The sequence below is a fragment of the Stenotrophomonas sp. RIT309 genome (assembly GCF_000632045.1).
Taxonomy (GTDB): domain Bacteria; phylum Pseudomonadota; class Gammaproteobacteria; order Xanthomonadales; family Xanthomonadaceae; genus Stenotrophomonas; species Stenotrophomonas indicatrix.
Genome location: NZ_JFYS01000008.1, coordinates 1 through 22,102, shown reverse-complemented (window position 1 = coordinate 22,102; position 22,102 = coordinate 1). Strand labels below are relative to the sequence as shown.

The following is a 22,102-nucleotide window of genomic DNA, read 5'->3' as shown; positions in this document are numbered from 1 at the left end:
AAGGTCGTGTCGCATCTGCCAGCCGACAGCGGCCGTTGGCTTGGCTAGCATGCGCGTCACTCGCTGGGACTACGTCGATGACCGCCTTCACTGCCCGCCTCGGACGCTTCTTTGGCGCCGGCCTGATGTTGTTGCTGCTGCAGGTGCTGGCGCTGCTGTCGGTGGGCTTGGCCGCAGGCCATTTCCACCAGCGCGTGGCCCTGCTGCTGGAGCCCCTGTCTTTGGCCTGCGGCGGCGCCGATCCTGCTGCCCGGATACTGGTTGCCGAGCAGCTGTTGGCACGTGCAGGCGCGCTGGACGACTGGCAGCCGCTGTGCTGGCTGCCGATGGCAACGCTGGTGCTGGCCCTGCTGGGTACGCTGCTGGTCTGCGTGCACTGGCTGCGCCATGTGGATGCACCGCTGCGCCGCAGCGCTTGGGGCCTGCTTGCCCTGCATGCGGCGGCGCTGCTGCTGGCGAGCGTGATGCTTCGACTGTATGAGCATGTGTGGGCGGGCATCACCACTGCGCTGCCTGCAGCATGCATGACAGACCTGACACCAGACGGACATGCGCTCCCGTCCTCGATACGGCGATGGCTGTTGCAGATCTTCGCCAGGGCCGACCTGACGCCGCCGCACGCACCTGATGCGCTGGCCATCATCCTGTGCGGACTGCTGATGGCAGCGATGGTGGTCGGCCTGTGGCTGTGGCGCACTACCTCTCAGCTGAGCCGGTTCTGAAGCTGGCGCGGGCCGCTGACTGGCACCAACTGGCGCTTTTGCGGCACGCTATGCAGATGAATACGGAAACTTCATCCAAGCAGACCAGCAAGTTCCTCAGCCTGGTGCTGCGCCATGAACCCGGGAAAATCGGGTTGATCCTGGACGGCCAGGGCTGGGCCAACGTCGACGAACTGCTGCAGAAGCTGGCTGCACACGGGCACGCGCTCGACCGTGGCGGACTGCAGCACATCGTGGCGAGCTGCAACAAGCAACGCTTTGCACTGAGCGATGATGGCCAGCGTATCCGCGCAAACCAGGGGCATTCGGTCGCGGTCGATCTTGGACTGCTGCCGGTGGCGCCGCCGCAGTGGCTGTACCACGGCACGGTGCCGCGCTTCGTCGGCTCGATCCGCGAGCAGGGCCTGCATGCGGGCGAGCGCCATCACGTGCATCTGTCACTGGACCGGGAGACGGCCCACCAGGTCGGTGCTCGCCGCGGTGCGCCGGTGATCCTCAGCGTGCACGCAGGGCGCATGCATGCCGATGGGCACGTATTCCACCGCTCGGCCAATGGTGTCTGGTTGACCGACCACGTGCCGCCGCAGTACATCGCCGACTGACCCCCTCTGGCGCTGCGGCCGGGTCCACACTCGGCGGCAAGGCCCAATCGCGTTACAGTCGCTGCATCCTCGACCCATGGATGTACCGATGCGTCTGCTCCTGCGTGCGTTGCCGTTGCTGTTGTTGTCATTGACTGTCCACGCTGCCGAAGTCGATCGGCGCATCGCGGTGACCATTGACGATCTGCCGTGGGCGCGCCTGGATGAAATCGTGCCGGCCGATCTGCAGGCACGCCATGCCGCACTGATGGCGCAGCTGCGCCAGGCCGATGTGCCGGTGGTGGGCTTCGTCAACGAAAACAAGCTGGAAGTGGATGGCCAGGTGCAGCCGGCGCGCGTGCAGATGCTGCGCGACTGGTTGGATGCCGGCTACGAACTCGGCAACCACACCTGGTCGCACATGGACCTCAACGCCAAAGGCGTAGCGGCATTCCAGCAGGACTTCCTGCGCGGCGAGCAGGTGCTGCGGCCGCTGCTGGCCGAGCGTGGGCAGACGCCGCAATGGATGCGCCACCCTTACCTGCGTGCGGGCCGTACGCCGGAAGACCGCGTGGCGATGGACGTGTTCTTCAAGCAGCACGGCTACCGCGTTGCGCCGGTGACGGTCGACAACGGTGAGTGGGTATGGGCCTTCGCCTATGCCAACGTGATGAACGAGCAGCCCGATTCACCGCAGCGCGAGGCGACGCTGGCGAGCCTGCGCAAGGGCTATGTGCCGTACATGCTGAACAAGGTGGATTACTACGAGCAGCAGTCACAGGCGCTGCTGGGGTATGCGGTGCCGCAGGTGTGGCTGATGCATGCCAACGAGCTCAACGCGGCGACGTTCGCCGAGCTGGTGGCGGCCACCAAGCGCCGTGGCTATCGCTTCGTGTCGCTGGAAGAAGCCGTGCGCGACCCCGCCTATGCGCGCGGCGCCGAGGGCTACAGTGGTCGCTATGGGCCGAGCTGGCTGCACCGCTGGGCGATGGCCGAGAACAAGCCCAAGGCGTTCTACGCCGGCGAGCCGGAAGTACCGAAGTGGGTGATGAAGCTGGCCAAGGTGGAAGGCGAGTGAGCCTCAGCGCTTGACGGCCAGCACGCCATCGAGCGCCAGCTCGGCCTTGAAGCCGGCCTTTTCCAGGCGCTTGGCCACTTCGCGCGGCACGTCGCGGCCGCTGGTCAGCTTGTTCGGCGCGCCGGTGTAGTGGAACAGGCGGCCACCCTTGCGGATGACGCGGGCGAGATGGTCGTAGAACACCTGCGAGTACAGTTCGCCGGCAATGCCGAAGCGCGGCGGGTCGTGCAGGACCGCATCGACGCTGTTGCTGGCGACCTGTTCGATCTGCTGCGAGACGTCGCCGTGGCTGAAGTGCAGGCGGCCGCCCGCGGCGGCTGAGTCAGGATCGGGCGACCACGGATTGAGCGTGCGCAGCCACATCACGTCGGCGTTCTTTTCGAACGAGCGGATCTGGCCGACGCCGGCCTCCAGTGCGCAGGCGGCGAAGTAGCCAAGCCCACCGCAGGTATCGAGGAGGCTTTTGCCCGCCGGGGCGACCAGCTCGACCTTGCGGCGCGCGTCCTCGAACGGCGACAGCTTGGAGGTCGGCAGCATCTTGATGCCGTCGATCTCGAAGGTCGGTGCGCCCCACTCGGTCGGCACCAGCTTGATCAGCGAGCCGCTGAAGCGGGAGATGGAGCAGAACTCCTCGCCATCCCAGTAGTACAGCGTGCGGTCCTTCAGCTTGCCCGGCCACGGGTAGTGCTGGCCGCGGAAGGTGAAACCCTCGGCATCCAGCTGTACCGCCGCTTCGCTGCGGCCCAGATCGAGCGAGCCCGACCATTCGGTGGCGCCCTTGTCGTGGGCACGGCGCAGGGTGTCAGCGCTGTCGCGGGTCAGCAGGGGGCCGGAGTAGTGGGGCACGGTGGGTAGCGGGAGGATTCGGGGGAGGGCATGGTACCGCAGCTGTTGCAGAGCTGAAGGCGGCGGCAGGAACCACTGCCACACCGCCTGCGACGTCCCGAAGCGCACCCATCCAGATGCCCGCCATGAGAAGGCCTGCACGCTATCCGCACTTCACCGCATACACCGGTCCGGCGCCGATCAGCAGCAGCGCCATGTAGTCGCTGTCGCGTGCCCGGGCCTTCAGCGTGGCGCCGTCCTTGACGCGGAAGATGCCGAAGCCGCCGGCCATCCTGATCAGTGCGCTGTCGATCTGGTCGGCGTCATCGCGGAAGTACTGCTGGATGTCGCTGCGGCTGGCTTTGTACAGCGCATTGGGTTCGCGCTGCCAGTGGCCATCGCGTTCGAACGAGACGAAGTACTGGCTTGCTTCCTTTTCGATGCGGAACTCGGCGGACTTGCGCGGGCTGGTGGCGAAGCAGCCGAGCATCGGGTCGGAGGAGAACGGCAGCTGGGTGTCGCCGGAACAGGCCACCAGCAGCAGGAGGGCACCGGGCAGCAGCAGGCGGAGCGTGCGCATGGGATGTCCCGACGGGGCAGGTGCGGCCAGTGTAGGCAGCACGCAGCCGTGGCCGGTACAGATTTTCGGCAAGAACCGTCGCCCTGCTGGCGTCACGCGCTGCGGTGGATCTCCACAGTGATGTGCACCAGTTCCTCGTGGATCGCCAGCGCCTGGCGCACGGTATCCGGATCCAGCGTGGCATCACTGGTGACCACGCTGGCGGCGACGGCGTACTTGCCGCGCCCCACCTGCCACACGTGCAGGTCGGCCAGGCGTGCCGGCCACGGACCCTGCTCGATCACTTCGCGTACCTCGGCCACCACCGGCGCATCCATCTGCGCGTCGAGCAGGATGCGGCCGCTGTCGCGCAGCAGGCCGATTGCCCAGACGGTGACCAGCACCGCGCCGACCAGGCCCATCACCGGATCCAGCCAGGTCAGGCCGAGCAGCTTGCCGCCCAGCAGGGCGACGATGGCCAGCACCGAGGTGGCGGCGTCGGCCAGCACGTGCACGTAGGCCGAACGCAGGTTGAGGTCGTGGCCGTGGGAATGGTCGTGGCCATGATCGTGGTCATGCCCATGATGATGGTCGTGCCCGTGTCCATGGTGGTGGTGGGCGTGGCCGGGGCTGTCGTGCAGCCACCACGCGCACAGCAGGTTCACACCCAGGCCGACCGCGGCGATGGCGATGGCTTCGTTGTAGTGGATGGGCGCGGGCACCCACAGGCGTTCCAGCGATTGCACGGCCATCAGCGCGGCGACGCCGAGCAGGGCGATGGCGCTGGTATAGCCGGCCAGGATCTCGATCTTCCAGGTGCCGAAGGCGAAGCGCGGATCGTGCGCGTAGCGCCGTGCGCAGCGATAGGCGAACACCGACAGGCCCAGTGCCAGCGCGTGCGAGCTCATGTGCCAGCCGTCGGCCAGCACGGCCATGGAGTTGAACCACCAGCCACCGACGATCTCCACCAGCATCATGCTGACGGTGAGCCACATCGCGCGGCGGGTGTTGCGTTCGGCCAGCGGATTGCCGTCGTCGAAGCGGTGCTCGTGGCGGCGGGCGGCGGCGAGGGCGTCCAGGTGCATGGCGGCGGTCAGGCTTGGGTGGATACCCTCATAGGGTATATGATCCTGCCATGGCCCATGTACACAGAAATCGAAAGCAGCTGCTGACCCGGGTGCGTCGCATCGGCGGGCAGGTGGCGGCGCTGGAACAGGCATTGAACACGCCCGAGGGCGAGGCAGGCGACTGCGCCGATGTGCTGGTGCAGGTGGCGGCCGTGCGTGGCGCTGCCCACAGCCTGCTGATGGAACTGCTGCACGAGCATCTGCAGGAACACGTGGTGGGCGCGGACGACCCGGCGCAACGGGCGGCCGAAGCCGAGGTACTGGTGGAACTGCTGCGGCGTTACGGCAAATAGCTGGGTAGTGCCGGCCGCTGGCCGGCAACCTCATGACCTGCGGACGATGCCTGCAGTTGCCGACCAGCGGCCGGCACTAGCTTCTGCGGTGCCGGTGCTGCGCGTTCCACAGGTGCGTGGCGGCCAGCAGCAGGCTGCCGGTGACCGTCAGCGGGGTCTCCCAGGCGTGCGAGGGCAGTGCCAGCGCCCCGGCCATCAACAGTGCCAGGCCCATGCCCGCGCTCAGCCATGCCAGCGCAGGCAGCGGCTGGCGGCGTTCGGCGCGCCACAGGGCAAAGCCGGTCATCGGCAGCGCGATGGCGACGAAGACCAGGTGCACCCACTCCGCTTCGGCCCAGACGCCGAACAGCGGCAGTGCGGCCGCCAGCAGGGGCAGCGCCAGGCAATGCAGCAGGCACAGGCTGGACAGGGCGACGGCGCCGGCATCAAGCAGGGCGGCAGAGGGCGACTTCATGCGGGGAGGATTCCTTGCGCGACAATTGTTATACAGTAACATTTCCATTCCGCAGCCAGCCCGCTCCGACATGAACACTGTTTCCCGCGCCGACCGCCGCCTTCCGGTCACCGTGCTTTCCGGCTTCCTCGGTGCCGGCAAGACCACCCTGCTCAACCAGATCCTGCGCAACCGCGATGGCCTGCGGGTGGCGGTGATCGTCAACGACATGAGCGAGGTCAACATCGATGCGCAGCTGGTGCGCGATGGCGGCGCCGAACTGCGTCGCACCGAAGAGACGCTGGTGGAGTTCAGCAACGGCTGCATCTGCTGCACGCTGCGTGACGATCTGCTGCAGGAGGTGCGGCGCCTGGCCGACAGCGGCCGCTACGACTACCTGCTGATCGAATCGACCGGGATCGGCGAGCCGATGCCGGTGGCGGCGACCTTCGCGGTGCGCGACGAACACGGCTTCAGCCTGAGCGATATCGCACGGCTGGACACGATGGTGACGGTGGTGGATGGCAGTGCCTTCCTGGCCGATTTCGGTTCCACACTGCGCCTGGCCGAGCGTGGCCAGCAGGCGGGGCCGGATGATGATCGTGGCGTGGTCGACCTGCTGTGCGAGCAGGCGGAATTCGCCGATGTGATCGTGGTCAGCAAGGTGGACCAGGTGGACGACGAAGTGCTGCAGGACACGCTGGCCGTGCTGCGCGGCTTGAATCGCGACGCGAAGCTGCTGCTGTCCAGTTTCGGCGACGTGCCGCTTGCCGAGCTGCTGGATACCGGTCGCTTCGATTTCGAGCGCGCGCAGCAGGCCCCCGGTTGGGTGAAGGAACTGCGTGGCGAGCACACGCCGGAAACCGAGGAGTACGGCATCGGCAGCTTCGTCTATCGCTCACGGCGGCCGTTCCATCCCGCCCGTTTCGCGCGCACATTGCAGCACGGCATGCCCGGGGTGATCCGCAGCAAGGGCTGGTTCTGGCTGGCCAACCGCATGGACTGGGTGGGTGAGTTGAACAGTGTGGGCGCGGTCACACGCACCCAGGCGGCGGGCTTCTGGTATGCGGCGCGCGAGCGGGTGCGCGCCGGCCAGGAGGACACCACGCCGCTGCTGCCGCCAACGCCGCTGCCTTACAGCGATCTGGGCTGGGCCCGGCAGCAGGCCGACTGCTGGAGCGCGCCGCTGCCGGACGTACGGGAATTCCCGGACGCGGCCGCGCACTCGGCGATGGCACGCCTGTGGCATCCGCTGTGGGGTGACCGCCGGCAGGAACTGGTGGTGATCGGCGTGCACATGGACGAGCGTGTGGTGCGGTCGGCCCTGGATGCGTGCCTGCTCAACGACACCGAGCTGCAGGCCGGGCCCTTGCTGTGGCAGCAGATGCCGCAGGCGTTCCCGGTGTGGAAGCGTTGATGCGTCTGCGCCACGCGTGGATGAGAGGCTGGCAGTAGATCCACGCCATGCGTGGATGAATGCCTGCAGGAGCCGAACACGTGCCCGGCCCTACAACGCATCGCGCCACCGCCAACCTGCATCACCGACCTGCAGCACCTGCGTTGGCCGCAGCGCCTGCAGCAGGTGGGTGTCATGGCTGACCATCAGCAACGCCCCCGGCCACGCCGCCAGCAGTTCTTCCAGCGCCTGCAGCGCAGCAAGGTCCAGCGCGTTGCCCGGCTCGTCCAGCAACAGCAGCTGCGGGGCAGGATCGGCGTACAGCACGCTGGCCAGCGCACCCTTCACCCGCTCGCCATCGCTGAGGCTGCTGGCCGGGCGCTGGACGCGTTGCGCATCCAGGCCCAGCAGGGCAAGACGCGTACGCAGTTCACCCGCATCGGCCGCGGGATTCGCAGCGCGCACGGCATCGAGGATGCTCTGTTCACCTGCAAGCCCCAGCAGTTGCTGGTCGAGCAGGGCCAGCGGCGCATGCCGCTGCACCTGACCGCTGCGCGCCGCCAGCTGTCCGGCCAGTACGCGCAGCAGGGTCGACTTGCCGCTGCCGTTGTCGCCCACGACGGCGATGCGCTGGCCGCGCCTGATCTCCAGCTGCAGCGCCGCGTTGCAGCCATGCGGCAGCACCAGATCGTGCGCCTGCAGCAGGCGGCCCTGACCACGCTCGCTCTCGCCACTGAACAACGCCAGTTCTGGTGCCACGTGTACTGCCGCAGCGGCGGCGCGCACCTGCGCTGCGCTGGCCTGCAGGCGATCACTCTGGATCTGCTGCGCACGGCCGTGGCTCGCTTCGGCGCGCTGCTTCTGCCGACCGAGCAGGATCGGTGCCTGGTTGGCCTCGCGCGCTTCGCGGTTGCCACGTGCCTGCCGCTGCTGCTGGCGCTCGTTCTGTTCGCGCGCGCTGCGTTGCCGCTGCCGGTGCTGGGCACGGGCATGCTCCAGCTGCGCGGCGGCGGCCTCGCGTTCGGCGGCGCGTGTGTCGGCATAGTGCTGCCACGGTCCGCCGTAACGATGCAGGCCGTGCGCGTCCAGTTCGACGATCTGCGCCATCTGCGCAAGCAGGCCACGGTCGTGGCTGATGGCCAGCAGGCCGCCCTGCCACTGCTGCAGCTGTGCGTACAGCTGGTGGCGATGCCGGGCGTCGAGATGATTGCTTGGCTCGTCGAGGATCAGCCAGTCCGCGCCGCTGGCCCACGCGCCGGACAGCGCCACCTGCATCGCCTGGCCGCCACTGAGCCGGGAGGCGGGCTGCGCCGGATCAAGGTCGGTCGGCAACTGCATCGCCTGCCACTGCTGCTGCAGGCGTTCGCGCAGGTCCCAGTGGTCGCCCACGCAGGCGAAATCGGCTTCATCGATGCTGCCTGCTTCGATGCGCGCCAGTGCCGCCAGCTCGGCGCCGACGCCGGCCAGTTCACCCACCGTGCCACGTGGCGGATAGCCCGGCGTAGGCAACAGGAACACCTGGCCACTGCGGTGCACGCGGCCATCGTCGGGCGACAGCTGGCCGGCGAGCAGGCGCGCGAGCACGCTCTTGCCGGCGCCATTGGCGCCGACCAGCCCGGTGGCCACCGGTTCGAAGGAAAAGGACAGATCGGAAAACAACGGTCGGCCATCGGCCAACCGATACGACACGCGATCGAGCGTGAGGGAATGCGAAGTCATGCGACCTCCATGGATGCCTGGTTCTCCCCTGCGCGCAGGGGCGGGAAGAGTCGGGCCGTCTAGTGCGAAGACGGCGGCATCACTGGCGCATTGGTCGCGAGCCTCGGTGGGGAATGAGCGGGCAGTATAGCGCCGCGAGCTGAATGGTCGCGGCCGTGGCGCTGGGTCAAGGCACCGTATCCAGCCGCGCGCCGACAAATTCGATGAATACCCGCAGCTTCGGCAGCACGTGGCGGCCGGAGGGCCACAGCAGGTGGAAGATGCCGCAGGAATGCACGTGCTCTTCAAGCACGGTGACCAGCCGGCCATCGGCCAGTGCATCGCGCACCGAATGCACCGGCACGAACGCCAGGCCCCCGTCGCGCAGCGCCAGTGCCACCCGCGCTTCGATGGTGTTGGCGACCAGGTGCACCGGCAGATCCTGTGCCGTTTCGCCTTCGGGCCAGAGGATCGGCCATGGCTCGAGCTTGCCGGTGCTGGGGAAGCGGTAGTGCAGCAGGCGGTGCTGCAGCAGGTCGGCCGGCGTGCGTGGAACGCCATGCCGTTGCAGGTACGCCGGCGATGCAACCACGCGGCGTGGGAACACCCCGAGGCGGCGTGCGGTGAGGCGTGAATCGCTGGGCTCGCCAACGCGCAGCACGGCGTCGAAGCCTTCCTCGATGACATCGACCAGGCGATCGCAGAAATCCAGCTCCAGCCGGATGTCCGGGTAGGCCGCCATGAACTCGGCCATCAGCGGCAGGGTCAGGTCGCCCACCAGCGGCAGGCTGATGCGCAGGGTGCCGCTGGGGGTTGCATGTTGCTGGGCCAGTTCGGTGCGTGCGGCATCGCATTCGTCGAGGATGCGGCGGCAGCGTGCCAGGAACAGCTGGCCCTCGGCCGTGAGGGTGATGCTGCGCGTGCTGCGGTGGAACAGGCGCACGCCGAGTGCGTGTTCAAGCCGGGCCACGCACTTGCCGGCGGCCGAGGCGGAGATGCCCTGCACGCGGCCGGTGTCGACGAAGCTGCGGGTGTCCGCGGCGTGGACGAAGGTCTGCAGGTTGGCCAGGTTGTCGAGGACGGACATGGGGAAGGTCGCTGCGAAAGTGGGCAGGGTAGGGCGCGGCAGTCCGGCCCGCTGACGTGGCCCGCGCAACACTGCGGTGCGCGGGCCTGGAGGGTCGGTGCGGCCCAGTGGTTCCGGGCATCATGCCGATTGTGGACCTTGCGGTCCATGATGCACGGAGCCCCGCCCCGCTTTTTGCCGGCGCCGGAGCTGCCTACCGTGGCGGGCCTCTCCCCACGGATCACCCCGATGACACTCGCCCTTCCTGTTGATACCGCACCGGCACTGCCCGCGGTGAGCGCGCTGCTGCGGGCCGTGCATCCGCAGCGCCTGGTCGGTGCGGTGGTACTGGTGCGCGAGCACGGCGTGCTGCGCCACGCCAGCGCCAGTGGCCTGGCCGACCGTGAATCGAACACGCCGATGCGCCGCGACCACCTGTTCCGGCTGGCCTCGGTGAGCAAACCGCTGCTGACCACGGTGATCCTGCGCCTGGTAGCAGACGGGGTGCTGGACCTGGACGCGCCGGTGCAGCGCTGGTTGCCGGCGTTCCGCCCGGCACTGGCCGATGGCAGCCGCCCGCCGATCAGCCTGCGCCAGCTGCTCAGCCACAGCAGTGGGCTGGGCTACCGCTTCCTGGAAGCCGATGCCCAGGAGCCTTATGCGCAGGCGGGTGTGAGCGATGGCATGGACGCGAACCCGGTGACGCTGCAGCAGAACGTGCAGCGCATCGCGCAGGCGCCGCTGTTGTTCGCGCCGGGCAGCCAGTGGTTGTACTCGCTGGGCGTGGATGTGGCGGGCGCCGTGGCTGAAGCGGCCACCGGCGAAAGGTTGCAGGTGTTGTTCGACCGGCTGCTGGCGCAGCCGCTGGGCCTGCGCGACACCGCGTTCGCCACCGCCGAGGGTAGTCGTCTGGCCACGCCGTATGTCAGTGACCTGCCGCAGCCGCATCGGTTGCGGGAGGGCGAGGTGGTGCCTGCGTTCGAGGGCTCGGTGGGCATCGAATACAGCGTGGCGCGGGCGACCGATCCACACCGCTATCCGTCGGCAGGCGCGGGGCTGGTGGGCAGTGCCGATGAGGTGATGGCCGTGCTGGAAGCGTTGCGCGATGTGCGCGCCTCGCAGCTGCTGCCGGACAGCGTGGTTGCACAGATGGGAACCCCACAGGTCGGCGAGCTGGGACCGGTTGATCCGCCGGGTTGGGGATTCGGCCTCGGCTTTGCGGTCCTGCGTGATGCAGCGGCCAGCGGCACACCGCAGACCGCAGGGACATGGCGTTGGGGCGGTGCTTACGGCCACAGCTGGTTCGTGGACCCGGCGCGTAGCCTGAGCGTGGTCGCGCTGACCAACACGCTGTACGAAGGCATGCATGGCGCGTTTGTCGATGAACTGCGCGATGCGGTGTACGCCGATCTGGAGACGCTGCGATGAGCGGCCACGCAATTGATGCAGGGGCTCCGGCGGGTGAAGCAACGCGCTTGCCGTGGCGCGGGCTGCTGGCACTGGCCGGTGGTGGCTTCATCACCCTGCTGACCGAAACGCTGCCAGCGGGCGTGCTGCGGCCGATGGGCGAGAGCCTCGGCGTCAGCGACGCGGCCGCAGGGCAGCTGGTGAGCGTGTATGCACTGGGCTCGGTGCTGGCTGCGTTGCCGATGACTGCGCTGACCCAGCGCCTGCCACGTCGTCCGCTGCTGCTGGCGGCGATTGCCGGCTTCATGGTGGTCAACACCGTGACCGCGCTGAGCCACGACTACGTGCTGACCCTGGTGGCGCGCTTCCTGGCGGGTGTGGGCGCGGGCCTGCTGTGGTCGCTGGTGGCCGGCTATGCCGCGCGCATGGTGGTGCCGGAACTGCAGGGAAGGGCGATCGCGGTAGCGATGATCGGCTCGCCGCTGGCGCTGTCGCTGGGGGTGCCGGCCGGCACCTTGCTGGGCCAGCAGATCGGGTGGCGCTGGGCGTTCGCGTTGATGAGCGTGCTGGCGGTGCTGCTGCTCGGCTACGCCCGATGGGCGCTGCCCGCGTTGCCGGCGGCCGGTGCAGGCCGGCGCATGTCGCTGGGTTCGGTCTGGCGCATGCCCGGCATCCGCAGCACGCTGCTGGTGATGGTGCTGTACGTGCTGGCGCACAACGTGCTGTACACCTACATCGAGCCGTTGGCAGTGCAGGCCGGCGCCGGGGCGTGGCTGGACCGGCTGCTGCTGGCATTCGGCATCGCCGCGATCGTGGGTATCGCCATCGCCGGCTGGGGCGTGGATCGCCACCTGCGCGCGCTGGTGTGGGCCAGCGTGATCGGCTTCGTGATGGCGGTGGTTTCGCTGCTGCTGTGGCCAGGCCTGCCGGGCGTGCTGCTGTTGGTGACGATCCTGTGGGGCGTCGCGTTCGGTGCGGTACCCACCCTGTTCCAGACCGCCCTGGCGCGCCGCGCCGGTGCCGCCGCCGACCTGGCGCAGTCGATGCTGGTGACCGGCTGGAACCTGGCCATCGCCGCCGGCGGCGTCGGCGGCGGCCTGATGCTGCAGGCCAGCGGCGCCCAGCACCTGGCCTGGCTGCCGTTGCTGCTGCTGGTGGTGTGCGGCCTGTGGGTCTGGGCGCGGCCGAAGGCCTGGGCGTAGGCGTCGATCAAGGATGACGGGGTTGCCGGCCAGCGGCCGGCACTACCCCGGCCGAAGCTCAACAGCGCGCGCGAGCGCAGCGACCCGCTGTTGCTTTTCTCTTCTCTATTTACGTGGTGGAACGCCGCAGAGATCTGTACCGCCCGGCCAACCCACGAACAGCTTTATGCGACCCACCACGAGGGGCGGCGCCGTTCGCCGGCTACTCCCCCGCCTGCTCGCGCTCGAACGGCACGCTGCGCGGATTCTGCATGTGCTCCCGCGCCGCGCCGTACTGCTGCTGGCGCTTGCGGTGGAAGGCGATGAACTCATCGCGCGGCAACGGCCGCGAGAACAGCCAGCCCTGGCCGAACTGCACGTGCTGGCTGTGCAGGTAGGCCAGCTGCGCTTCGGTTTCCACGCCTTCGGCCACCACCCACAGGCCCAGCTCGCGGGCCATGCCGATGATGTGCGGCGTGACCGGGCTGGTCGCGCTTTCGGTGCCGATCGCATCGACGAAGGACTTGTCGATCTTCAGTGCATCCAGTGGCAGCTGCTGCAGGTACTGCAGGCTGGAATAGCCGACGCCGAAGTCATCGATGGCCACGCTGTGGCCCGCGCGCCGCGCCGCGGCCAGCATGGTGCGGGCACGGTCGATGTCGAGGAAGCCATGTTCGGTGGCCTCCAGCCAGATCTGCTGCGGCAGGATGCCGCTGCCGGCCATGCGCTGCGAGATCACCTTCAGCGCACGTCCGCTGCTGATGTCCTCGGCCGCCAGGTTGATCGCGATGTGTGCACTGCGATCCTCGGCCAGCAGCTCACGCATGTCGGCAACCACGTTCTCGATCACCAGGTCGGTGATGGCAGCGATCATCCCGGCTTCTTCTGCCAAGGGAATGAACAGGTCCGGACGCACCTGCGTGCCGTCGGGGCGCTGCCAGCGCACCAGCGCCTCGGCGCCGACGCAGATGCCGGTGTCCAGTTCGATGATGGGCTGGTAGTGCAGGTAGAGTTCGCGGCGGCGGATGGCGATGCCCAGTTCGCCGCGCATCGACAGCCGTCGTCGCGACAGCCAGATCACCAGGCCGGCACCGGCGGCGGCCATCAGCAGGCCCAAGGGCACGAACAGCCACGCCTGCTGCCGGAACGTGGCCGCCAGCGCGGTGCGCGGCGCCGTGGCGATCGCCAGCCATTCACCGCTGCGCGCGCTGGCATACAGGGTATCGCGGTCCAGGCCTTCGCCGGGCTCACGCAGCAGGCGCTGCAGCAGGGCCGGGTCCATGCCATCCTGCTGTGTCAGCAGCCGTCCATCCGGACTTGCCAGGGCCAGCCGCACGTCCGGATCGACGATGACGTCGACGAAGCGCCGAGGGTCGACCAGCACGTCGTAGGCCCCGTACATCATGGACAGCATCGGCCGCCGGCCAGCCGCCTCGGGGCGCACGTTGACGGTGATGCCGGCACCATCGCTGGTGACGTGGTCCGGCGTGGGCTGGTCCACATCCTGCTGGAACGGCCCCCACGACGTGCAGCGCAGCTTGCCGCCCTCGAAGTAGCCCATCTGGTCCGACGATGGCGTGGTCATCACCAGGGTCTGCATGCGCTGGATGTGTTCGGCCCCGCAGGGCGGCAGCACGGTGGCCTCGGCCGACTTCAATGCCGCCAGCGCTTCCTGGTAGGACACTTCGGTACGGCGCAGGCTGCGCTCGGCGATGGCATGCAGCCGCTGCTGTTCGACACTTACGGCACGGTCCCAGGTGGCATAGACCATGACCGCGATCGGCACTGCAGCGGCCAGCACGGCCAGGACGGTGCCGCCGATGATGACCCGCAGTCGGCTCATGACCGGGGCTCCAGAGAGGTGTGCAGGGCTGGGCACATGGGCGGGGCCGGTCCTTGGGCGATGGCGGTATATGAACACGGCGCAGGGCTGGGCGGAATGGGACAAAGGCGGTAACGGGTCACATTGTGGTGAAAGTGACACTTGCTGACGGCCCTGGGCCGTCCGGCGCTGGCGTTGTGGCAGCGGGAGGACTAACGTCGAACGCTTCACCCGCCCCTTCCCGCGCCCATGACCGAGCCCGCCACGCCCCCCGAGCACCTGCGCCGCAGCCTGTCCAACCGCCACCTGCAACTGATCGCCATCGGCGGTGCCATCGGCACCGGCCTGTTCATGGGTTCGGGCAAGACCATCAGCCTGGCCGGCCCGTCCATCGTGTTCGTCTACCTGATCATCGGCGCGATGCTGTTCTTCGTGATGCGGGCGATGGGCGAGTTGCTGCTGTCCAACCTGCAGTACAAATCCTTCATCGATTTCTCCACCGATCTGCTTGGCCCATGGGCCGGGTTCTTCTGCGGGTGGACGTACTGGTTCTGCTGGATTGTCACCGCCATCGCCGACGTGATCGCCATCGCCGCCTATGCGCAGTTCTGGTTCCCGGGACTGGAAGCGTGGAAACCGGCGCTGGCCTGCGTGATGCTGCTGCTGTCGTTGAACCTGGTGACGGTGAAGCTGTTCGGCGAAATGGAGTTCTGGTTCGCGCTGATCAAGATCGTGGCGATCTGCGCGCTGATCATCACCGGTGCCGGACTGGTGGCGTGGGGCTTCACTTCGCCCAGCGGCCACACCGCATCGCTGTCGAACCTGTGGAATGACGGTGGCATGTTCCCGATGGGCCTGGTGGGTTTCTTCGCCGGTTTCCAGATCGCGGTGTTCGCCTTCGTCGGCATCGAGCTGGTGGGCACCACCGCTGCGGAAACGGCTGACCCCGAGCGCAACCTGCCCAAGGCGATCAACTCGATCCCCGTGCGCATCATCATCTTCTACGTGCTGGCGCTGATCGCGATCATGGCGGTGACCCCGTGGCGCCAGGTGGTGCCGGACAAGAGCCCGTTCGTGCAGCTGTTCGTGCTGGCCGGCATTCCCGCCGCCGCCAGCCTGATCAACTTCGTGGTGCTGACCTCGGCCACGTCCTCGGCCAACAGCGGCATCTTCTCCACCAGCCGCATGCTGTATGGCCTGGCCGAGGAAGGCCACGCGCCACGTGGCCTGTCCAAGCTCTCGCGCGCTGCAGTGCCGGCACGGGGCCTGCTGTTTTCCTGCCTGTGCCTGCTGGGCGGCACCCTGCTGATCTACCTGATCCCCAACCTGGTGACCGCCTTCACCCTGGCGACGACCCTGGCGACGGTGTTGTTCATCTTCGTCTGGTCGCTGATCCTGGTGGCCTACATGGTCTACCGCCGCCGCTACCCCGAGCGCCACGCGGCCTCGATCTTCAAGATGCCCGGCGGCGTGGCGATGTGCTGGGCCTGCCTGCTGTTCTTCGCCGCCGTGCTGGTACTGCTGAGCCTGCAGGCCGACACCCGCCAGGCGCTGATCGCCAGCCCAGCGTGGTTCGTGCTGCTGGGCGCCGGTTATTGGCTGCGGCGGAAGATGGCGAGATAGTCAGCAAGACCCTCGCCAACAGATCCAACGGCCCCGGTGAGCCCCATCCACGCATGGCGTGGATCTACGTGTCGACCAAGGTCGACACCCACCAACAGCCGCATGGTCGACATCCTTCAGCCGCCGCGGGAGATGGCGCAGTAGTCAGCAAGACCCTCGCCAACAGATCGAGCGGCCTCGGCGAGTCCCAACCACGCATGGCGTGGATCTACACGTGTCGACCAAGGTCGACACCCACCAACAGCCGCGTGGCCGACATCCTCCAGCAACCGCGGGAGATGGCGCAGTAGTCAGCAAGACCCTCGCCAACAGATCCAACGGCCTCGGCGAGTCCCATCCACGCATGGCGTGGATCTACGTGTCGACCAAGGTCGACACCCACCAACAGCCGCATGGTCGACATCCTTCAGCCGCCGCGGGAGATGGCGCAGTAGTCAGCAAGACCCTCGCCAACAGATCGAGCGGCCTCGGCGAGTCCCATCCACGCATGGCGTGGATCTACACGTGTCGACCAAGGTCGACACCCACCAGAAGCCGCGTGGTCGACACCCATCAACAGCCGCATGGTCGACACCCACCAACAGCCGCATGGTCGACACCCACCAACAGCAGCACAGAACACCGTTCCCAGATCGCGGAAATCTGTCGAAGGCGGGGTGGGTCCGGTTGCGGGGGCGTGAGCCGCATGGATGCGGCGACCGAGCTTACAGGGACGTACTTGCAGCGCCCCCCGCAACCGGACCCACCCCGCCTACCTTCAGGAAGCCAGCTTCTGCTGTTGCTTCGGCTGTTGCTGCGGCCGTTGCTTCTGCGGGTGCCGGGCGCCGCCCGGCCGAACCCCCCATTCACTCAGTGTTAGCGGCCGCAGCCGGATCATCCCGCCGCCATGTCCCTCCGTCCCGCCCTCGTCGCGCTGTTGCTGCTGTCTGGCCTGTGGCCAGGGCTGGCCGCTGCGCGCACGGTCTACCGCTGCGTGCAGGGCAACACCGTCAGCCTGGCCACCGCACCGGAGCCCGGCTCGCGCTGCACGCCGAAGGAGATCGACGACAGCGCCGTGCAGACCCCCAACCTGTGGGGCAACATGGGCGTGTTCAGTGGCGTGCTGTACGAGCGCGAGCAGGACGGCAAGCTTGTCTATTCCACCCGCAACCTGCCCGGCTCGCGGGTGTTCCTGAAGTTCACCGTGGCCACACCGCCGGGCGAACCGGCGCACGAAGGCCTGGGCAAGGTCGGCAAGCCCCAGCTGGCCCAGCACGCAAAACAGTTCAAGGCGGCGGCCAAGGCCACCGGCGTGGACGATGCCTGGTTGCGGGCGATCGCCCACGCCGAAAGCAATTTCGACGCGCTGGCGGTGTCCAGCAAGGGCGCGCAGGGCGTGATGCAGCTGATGCCGGACACCGCGCTGGAATACGGCGTGCGCGACCCGTTCTCGCCGCAGCAGTCCATCGACGGCGGCGCCCGCTATATGCGCGCGCTGCTGCGTCGCTACAACGGCGACCGTCCGCTGGCAGCGGCGGCCTACAACGCCGGCATCGGTGCGGTGGCGCGCTACAAGGGCGTGCCACCGTATGCCGAAACCCTGGCCTACGTGGACAAGGTGATGGCCCTGTATACGCGCTACCGCGAAGCAATGGGCATCCGTATCGAAGTGCCGGCAAAATGACCGGCGATCAGCGCGATGTGGAAATGCTGTAGAGAGGGTAGCGCTCAATCCGGCCGACGCGGTTGATCGCGGCACGCACATCGGCACGCTGTTTCAGTTCGCGCCAGCGCTCGTCGGCCACCCGCTCCGCGGGCAGCGAGGGATACACGCGCATGTCCTGCAGGCTGAGCAGTGCGTCGGTGCGATCCTCTGCGGATTCCAGTTGGCTTATCAGCGCGGCTGCGGCGGCCTCCATGTCGCCTTCTTCAATCAGCAGCTCCATATGGATCTGGGGTGCGTCCTTGCGGTGGCTGACGATTTCCGCGCGCGCGGCCGCTGCTGCCGCCGGATCGTTGTTCTCGCGCGCATGCACGAAGGTCAGGTAGGCGCGCGCCGCCAGCCCGAAGGGCGACAGCCCGTCCATGCCGGCAAGCAGGGTGTCGCTCTCGCGTTCGTGGCCAGTGGCAGACAGCATGAAGGCCAGGTTCATGCGGTGCTCGGCCGCGTCCGGGCCAAGGGCACCGACCGCATCGGTCAGTCGTGCGGCCGCCACCGAGTCGTCGATGCGATCCAGCCGGCGCAGTGCCAGCGTGCGGTAGTCCAGCAGCCACGCCAGCCACGTTGCCTCCTCACCCGCAGGACGCTGGCCGGCACTGACCATCCGCGCCATGTCATCGGTGAACTGCACGATCTGCTCGTTCTCGCCCACCATCAGCTGGATGAAGCCGAACGCAGCCAGCTTGGCATTCAAGCGGCGGTCGAGCAGGCCCGACACGCGCAGGTCATCCAGCTTGCGCTGTGCCACCTGCTGCGGATCGAACCGCGGATCGCGGCGATCGACGTAGCGGTCGAAGCGCTTGTCGCTGCGCAATGCGATCACCTCCAGCGGTGTATCGATGCGGGCAATCGTGGCAGCTGCCTCTGCGCTGTGGCCGTGCTCGACCTGCAATGTCGCCAGCACCAGCCAGAGGCCGGTGGGTTCAACGCCATCCCCCGTCCAACGGTTGTCGAACAGGCTCTTCAGCAGGGCCATGCGTTGAGCCGGCTGCGCACGCAGCGTGTACTGCAGGTAGCTGACGGTCTGCGTATCAACCTGCACGGGGCCATCTGCATGGGTGGCCGCTTGCAGCAGGTGGAGGGTTGCGGCGGCGGTGTTGTCCTCGGCCAGTTCCACCGATACCAAGGTGGCCAGCGTGGCCGGGTCGTTCGGCAGCGCGGTCAGTGCCTGCTGCAGGTAGCGGCGGGCAACGCCGGGGGCATCCTGCATCAACGCGGTGGCACCGGCGATCTGCGCGTTGCGCCCACGCACGGCGGGCTCGAGACGGGCGAACAACGGATCGTCCATCAGCCGTTCGAACGCGATCATGGCACCCAGCATGTTGCCGCTGCCGGCCATCATCAACGCCGACTCCCACCGTTGCTGGTAGGCGGAAAAGGGGGTATCCGCGATCTCCTGCGCTGGCGCCTCGGGATGGGGCTCGACGGCGTGTGCAGATGCTGCCGCCAGCACGGTGAGCAGCAGCGCGGCGAGAGGCAGGGTAGGTCGGGACATGACGGCATCCATCCTTGGAAAGTGCGTTGATTTGAATGCGAAGTGCGTTGATTTGAACCCGCGAAGGGCTGCCACCACAAGCACCCCCGCATTTGCAGCGGCGCGGCCTTGGCAGCCGGGAGTGCAGCGACTATCGTCTGACCCTCTTCACGGTCTGGCAGGCGAACAGGAACGATGGCACGGCGGCATTGGATGGCGGCAGGCGTAGTGGTGGCAACAGCGGTGGCGCTGGCGGCAACCTGGTGGGAGTTCCCGGCATCGGGCCCGACAGTAGCGAGTGGCCCGGCCGCCACGCCGCTGGGCTGGACCGCACAGATCGAACTGCTGGCTGGTGATGGCCATCCCGGTGATCGCGATGGCGCCGCCGCACAGGCACGCTTTGCCGACCCCTACGCGCTGCTGGCCAGTGCCAATGGCAGCGTCTACTTCACCGATGCCGGTGACAACAACCGCATTCGCCGCCGCCTGCCCGATGGCCGTATTGAAACGGTAGCGGGGCAGGGCGAGGGTCGTGTTGATGGGCCTGCCCTGCAGGCAAGTTTCAACACGCCTTCGGGTATTGCCGCCGATGCGCAGGGCAACCTGTATGTGGCCGACACCGGCAATCATGCGATCCGGCGCGTCAGTACCGATGGACAGGTGACGACGCTGGCCGGTGGCCAGCAAGGCTTCGCCGATGGTCCTGCCGCGCAGGCGCGCTTCGATGGGCCGATGGGCATCGCCGTGGATGCGCAGGGACAGGTCTATGTGGCTGATACCTGGAATGACCGCATCCGGGTGATCGGTACCGATGGCAACGTGCGTACGTTGGCCGGCGGCGACCGCCCGGGCTTCGCCGATGCGCTTGGCGCTGACGCTCGTTTCGATACACCGGTGGCGCTGGCCTTCGATGCGCACGGCGCACTGCTGGTGGCCGATCTGTTCAACAACGCAGTGCGGCGCGTCGGCACCGATGGCATGGTCAGCACCGTCGTTGCCCGCGGGGAGGTCATCAATGGCCCGCTGTCACTGGCCACCACGCATGACGGCGTGCTGTACGTGGGTGACCTGGATGGACGCATCGTGCAGGTGACCCCGCAGGGGCATCAGCTGGCACTGCTGGGCAATGACCGCCTGCCACGCCTGGCGCGCCCCAGCGGTCTGGCGGTGGAGGCCGACGGCACCCTGCTGGTGGCCGATTCCGCGGCTTATCGCCTGCATCGCCTGCGCCCGTTGCCGGTGGGTGAACTGCCCGCACCGGCGCTGGTGGGCCCGGCCTCGGATGCGGCGCTGCCGGACAGTGGCGGGCGCTGGCCACTGGCACCGCAGGATGGCTGGCACGAAGTGGTGGGCACGCTCGGCGAGGTGCGCGGCACCTTCCAGGGCGAGAGCCGCCACCACCTGCACGGCGGCTTCGATGTGCGCGGCGATGTCGGCCAGACCGTACTGGCGATCGCCGAGGGCAAGATCAGCAGCCCGATTGCCGCCTGGAGCCTCGGTGGGCAGGCTGAGGGCCTGGCCGTGGACCGGTTGAAATACATCCACATGCGCGTCGGTCGCACGCCACGCGGCGAACCGTTCGACGCGCGCTGGCAGCCGCTGTACGCCGAAGACGGCACGCTGGAGCGCATCCGCGTGCGCCGTGGTACACGCATCCACGTCGGCGACCGCCTGGGCAGCATCAACAACCAGGCGCACGTGCACCTGGCCGTGGGCAATGGCGGTTTCGAGACCAATGCGGTGGCGCTGGGGTTCAAGGGCTATGCCGACCACTTCGCGCCGCGCATCACCGATGTGGCGCTGCTGGACGACAACGACCAGCCACTGGCCGCCGGCAGCGATGGCGTGGTGATGCTGGCCCGGCAGGGACGCGGCGTGCAGATCGTGGTGGAAGCCTGGGACCAGGTGGACAACAACCTGCCGCGTCGCCGGCTGGGGCCGTACCAGGTGGGCTACCAGATCCTCGATGCCGCCGGGCAGCCACTGCAGGGCTACGAGCAGCCGCGCTGGAACATCGTCTTCAACCGCATGCCACCGCAGAAGCAGGCGGTGAAAGTGGCTTACGCACCCGACAGCGGCATCACCGTGCATGGCAGCGCGGTCACCCGCTTCCGTTATCTGGTGACCAACACCGTGCGCGATGGGCTGATGGAAACCGGGCGCTGGCAGCCGGCGGCGTTGCCGCCGGGCGAGTACATCGTGCGTGCCAGTGCGCGCGACTACAGCGGCAACGAAGGCGTGGGCCCGCGCGACATCAGGGTACGGCTGCTGCCATAGCCGCGGCCGGGGCGCCGCAGCGTTCGCGCTCGGCGTCCATGTCTTCCAGCGGCCGCACCTCGATGCTGCCGAAGCGGGCCCACGGGAAGCCCTGGGCGATACGCATGGCCTCATCGCGGTCACGAGCAACGATCAGGTTGAAGCCGGCCAGCAGTTCGCGGGTTTCGGCGAAGGGGCCATCGAGTATCCGGCTGTGACCATCGCGCACGCGCAGGGTCTGCGCTGATTCGATCGGCTGCAGTTTCTGCGCGGCCAGCAACGTGCCTTCGGCCTGCAGTTTGTCGGCATGGGCGAGGCAGTCGCGCATCAACGTATTGAAGTCGTCGATGGGCAGTGTGCGCAGCAGTGACGGGTCGATGTAGATCAGAAGCAGGTACTGCTGCATGGCGGAGTCCTGGCGGGGGCGGGGGTCCATGATCGCGCAGGTTTGCGCGGGGGCATGCTGCACTGCGAAAGGCAGAGCGGGAAGCGCGCCTTCGGCGGGGATTGGCGAACGGCGGGGCCCCTCCGTGGTGGGGTTGGGCGTGAAGAGCTGCATCTCTGCGGGTTGGCCGGGCAAGTGGGCTGCGCAGGGGACGCCGTGAATACGTCCTTGTAGGCTCGGGCGCGCCATCCATGGCGCTTACGCCCCTGCGCAACCCACCCGCCCGGCCACGGACAGGTTCCTGCGGCGTCCACCACGGGAAATCACAGGAAAAGGCAAACGCGGGTCGCTTCGCTCGCAAAGCGAAGGCTGCCAGCCAACCGCTTTTGCTGTTGCTGTTGCTGTTGCTGTTGCTTCTGCCTTTTTTCTTGATCTTCCCGTGGTGGTTCGGCCACCGGAATCTGTCTGGGGCTGGGC

The 22,102-nt window shown here is 67.9% G+C and carries 19 protein-coding genes; 10 read left to right on the top strand and 9 right to left on the bottom strand.

Translation table 11 applies throughout. From position 1 onward, the window contains the following. Positions 1-77: 77 nt before the first annotated feature. The 3 genes from BW38_RS14540 to BW38_RS14550 all read left to right on the top strand — a co-directional run bounded on the left by BW38_RS14540 (position 78) and on the right by BW38_RS14550 (position 2,381). The gene (locus BW38_RS14540; RefSeq protein WP_032975565.1) at positions 78-722 is read left to right on the top strand and encodes a hypothetical protein; all 645 of its coding nucleotides are present in this window, start codon (positions 78-80) and stop codon (positions 720-722) included. Between the two features lie 56 nt (positions 723-778). After that, entirely contained in the window at positions 779-1,324 is a 546-nt protein-coding gene (locus BW38_RS14545; protein ID WP_032975639.1) for an RNA 2'-phosphotransferase, read from the top strand. 88 nt (positions 1,325-1,412) lie between these two features. Beyond that, positions 1,413-2,381, top strand: coding sequence for a polysaccharide deacetylase family protein (locus BW38_RS14550; RefSeq protein WP_032975564.1), 969 nt, complete (start codon positions 1,413-1,415; stop codon positions 2,379-2,381). 3 nt (positions 2,382-2,384) lie between these two features. Here BW38_RS14550 and BW38_RS14555 read toward each other — a convergent pair whose 3' ends face one another. The 3 genes from BW38_RS14555 to dmeF all read right to left on the bottom strand — a co-directional run bounded on the left by BW38_RS14555 (position 2,385) and on the right by dmeF (position 4,850). Next, entirely contained in the window at positions 2,385-3,227 is an 843-nt protein-coding gene (locus tag BW38_RS14555) for an MnmC family methyltransferase (protein ID WP_032975563.1), read from the bottom strand. A 142-nt stretch (positions 3,228-3,369) separates the two neighbouring features. Next, positions 3,370-3,786, bottom strand: coding sequence for a hypothetical protein (locus tag BW38_RS14560; RefSeq protein WP_032975562.1), 417 nt, complete (start codon positions 3,784-3,786; stop codon positions 3,370-3,372). 92 nt (positions 3,787-3,878) lie between these two features. Continuing rightward, a complete protein-coding gene (dmeF, locus tag BW38_RS14565; RefSeq protein WP_032975561.1) occupies positions 3,879-4,850 on the bottom strand; it encodes a CDF family Co(II)/Ni(II) efflux transporter DmeF in 972 nt (323 codons plus the stop codon). A gap of 50 nt (positions 4,851-4,900) precedes the next feature. Between dmeF and BW38_RS14570 the strand changes: the two genes are divergently transcribed. Further along, the gene (locus tag BW38_RS14570) at positions 4,901-5,185 is read left to right on the top strand and encodes a metal/formaldehyde-sensitive transcriptional repressor (RefSeq protein WP_032975559.1); all 285 of its coding nucleotides are present in this window, start codon (positions 4,901-4,903) and stop codon (positions 5,183-5,185) included. A 76-nt stretch (positions 5,186-5,261) separates the two neighbouring features. Here BW38_RS14570 and BW38_RS14575 read toward each other — a convergent pair whose 3' ends face one another. Then, positions 5,262-5,639, bottom strand: coding sequence for a MerC domain-containing protein (locus tag BW38_RS14575; protein ID WP_025879198.1), 378 nt, complete (start codon positions 5,637-5,639; stop codon positions 5,262-5,264). Between the two features lie 70 nt (positions 5,640-5,709). Here BW38_RS14575 and BW38_RS14580 point away from each other — a divergent pair, with 70 nt between their 5' ends. Next, positions 5,710-7,035: a GTP-binding protein gene (locus BW38_RS14580; RefSeq protein ID WP_032975558.1), complete on the top strand. Its 1,326-nt coding sequence runs from the start codon at positions 5,710-5,712 to the stop codon at positions 7,033-7,035. A 90-nt stretch (positions 7,036-7,125) separates the two neighbouring features. On the opposite strand, the gene BW38_RS14585 is transcribed toward BW38_RS14580, so the two are convergent. Beyond that, positions 7,126-8,733: an ATP-binding cassette domain-containing protein gene (locus BW38_RS14585; protein ID WP_032975556.1), complete on the bottom strand. Its 1,608-nt coding sequence runs from the start codon at positions 8,731-8,733 to the stop codon at positions 7,126-7,128. Positions 8,734-8,899: 166 nt separating this feature from the next. Further along, positions 8,900-9,799, bottom strand: coding sequence for a LysR family transcriptional regulator (locus tag BW38_RS14590; RefSeq protein WP_032975555.1), 900 nt, complete (start codon positions 9,797-9,799; stop codon positions 8,900-8,902). Positions 9,800-10,027: 228 nt separating this feature from the next. Here BW38_RS14590 and BW38_RS14595 point away from each other — a divergent pair, with 228 nt between their 5' ends. Both BW38_RS14595 and BW38_RS14600 read left to right on the top strand, forming a co-directional pair. Beyond that, positions 10,028-11,206, top strand: a complete 1,179-nt coding sequence (locus tag BW38_RS14595) for a serine hydrolase domain-containing protein (RefSeq protein ID WP_032975554.1) — start codon at positions 10,028-10,030, stop codon at positions 11,204-11,206. After that, positions 11,203-12,387, top strand: coding sequence for an MFS transporter (locus BW38_RS14600; protein ID WP_032975553.1), 1,185 nt, complete (start codon positions 11,203-11,205; stop codon positions 12,385-12,387). The genes BW38_RS14595 and BW38_RS14600 overlap by 4 nt, the downstream gene beginning before the upstream one ends. Positions 12,388-12,589: 202 nt before the next feature. On the opposite strand, the gene BW38_RS14605 is transcribed toward BW38_RS14600, so the two are convergent. After that, positions 12,590-14,209, bottom strand: coding sequence for an EAL domain-containing protein (locus BW38_RS14605; RefSeq protein WP_032975552.1), 1,620 nt, complete (start codon positions 14,207-14,209; stop codon positions 12,590-12,592). A 228-nt stretch (positions 14,210-14,437) separates the two neighbouring features. On the opposite strand from BW38_RS14605, the gene cycA reads away from it, so the two are divergent. Both cycA and BW38_RS14615 read left to right on the top strand, forming a co-directional pair. After that, positions 14,438-15,811, top strand: coding sequence for a D-serine/D-alanine/glycine transporter (gene cycA, locus BW38_RS14610; protein ID WP_032975550.1), 1,374 nt, complete (start codon positions 14,438-14,440; stop codon positions 15,809-15,811). Between the two features lie 886 nt (positions 15,812-16,697). Next, positions 16,698-17,474 carry a lytic transglycosylase domain-containing protein gene (locus BW38_RS14615; protein WP_032975549.1) on the top strand — a complete coding sequence of 259 codons (777 nt, stop codon included), beginning with the start codon at positions 16,698-16,700 and terminating at the stop codon, positions 17,472-17,474. 7 nt (positions 17,475-17,481) lie between these two features. Here the strand turns inward: BW38_RS14615 and BW38_RS14620 are convergent, their stop codons facing one another. Beyond that, positions 17,482-19,005 (bottom strand): hypothetical protein, encoded by a 1,524-nt coding sequence (locus BW38_RS14620; protein ID WP_032975548.1) that lies wholly within the window; start codon positions 19,003-19,005, stop codon positions 17,482-17,484. 174 nt (positions 19,006-19,179) lie between these two features. On the opposite strand from BW38_RS14620, the gene BW38_RS14625 reads away from it, so the two are divergent. Next, positions 19,180-21,261: an SMP-30/gluconolactonase/LRE family protein gene (locus BW38_RS14625; protein ID WP_032975547.1), complete on the top strand. Its 2,082-nt coding sequence runs from the start codon at positions 19,180-19,182 to the stop codon at positions 21,259-21,261. Here BW38_RS14625 and BW38_RS14630 read toward each other — a convergent pair. Then, entirely contained in the window at positions 21,239-21,646 is a 408-nt protein-coding gene (locus tag BW38_RS14630) for a YciI family protein (protein ID WP_032975546.1), read from the bottom strand. The genes BW38_RS14625 and BW38_RS14630 overlap by 23 nt on opposite strands. Positions 21,647-22,102 lie beyond the last annotated feature (456 nt).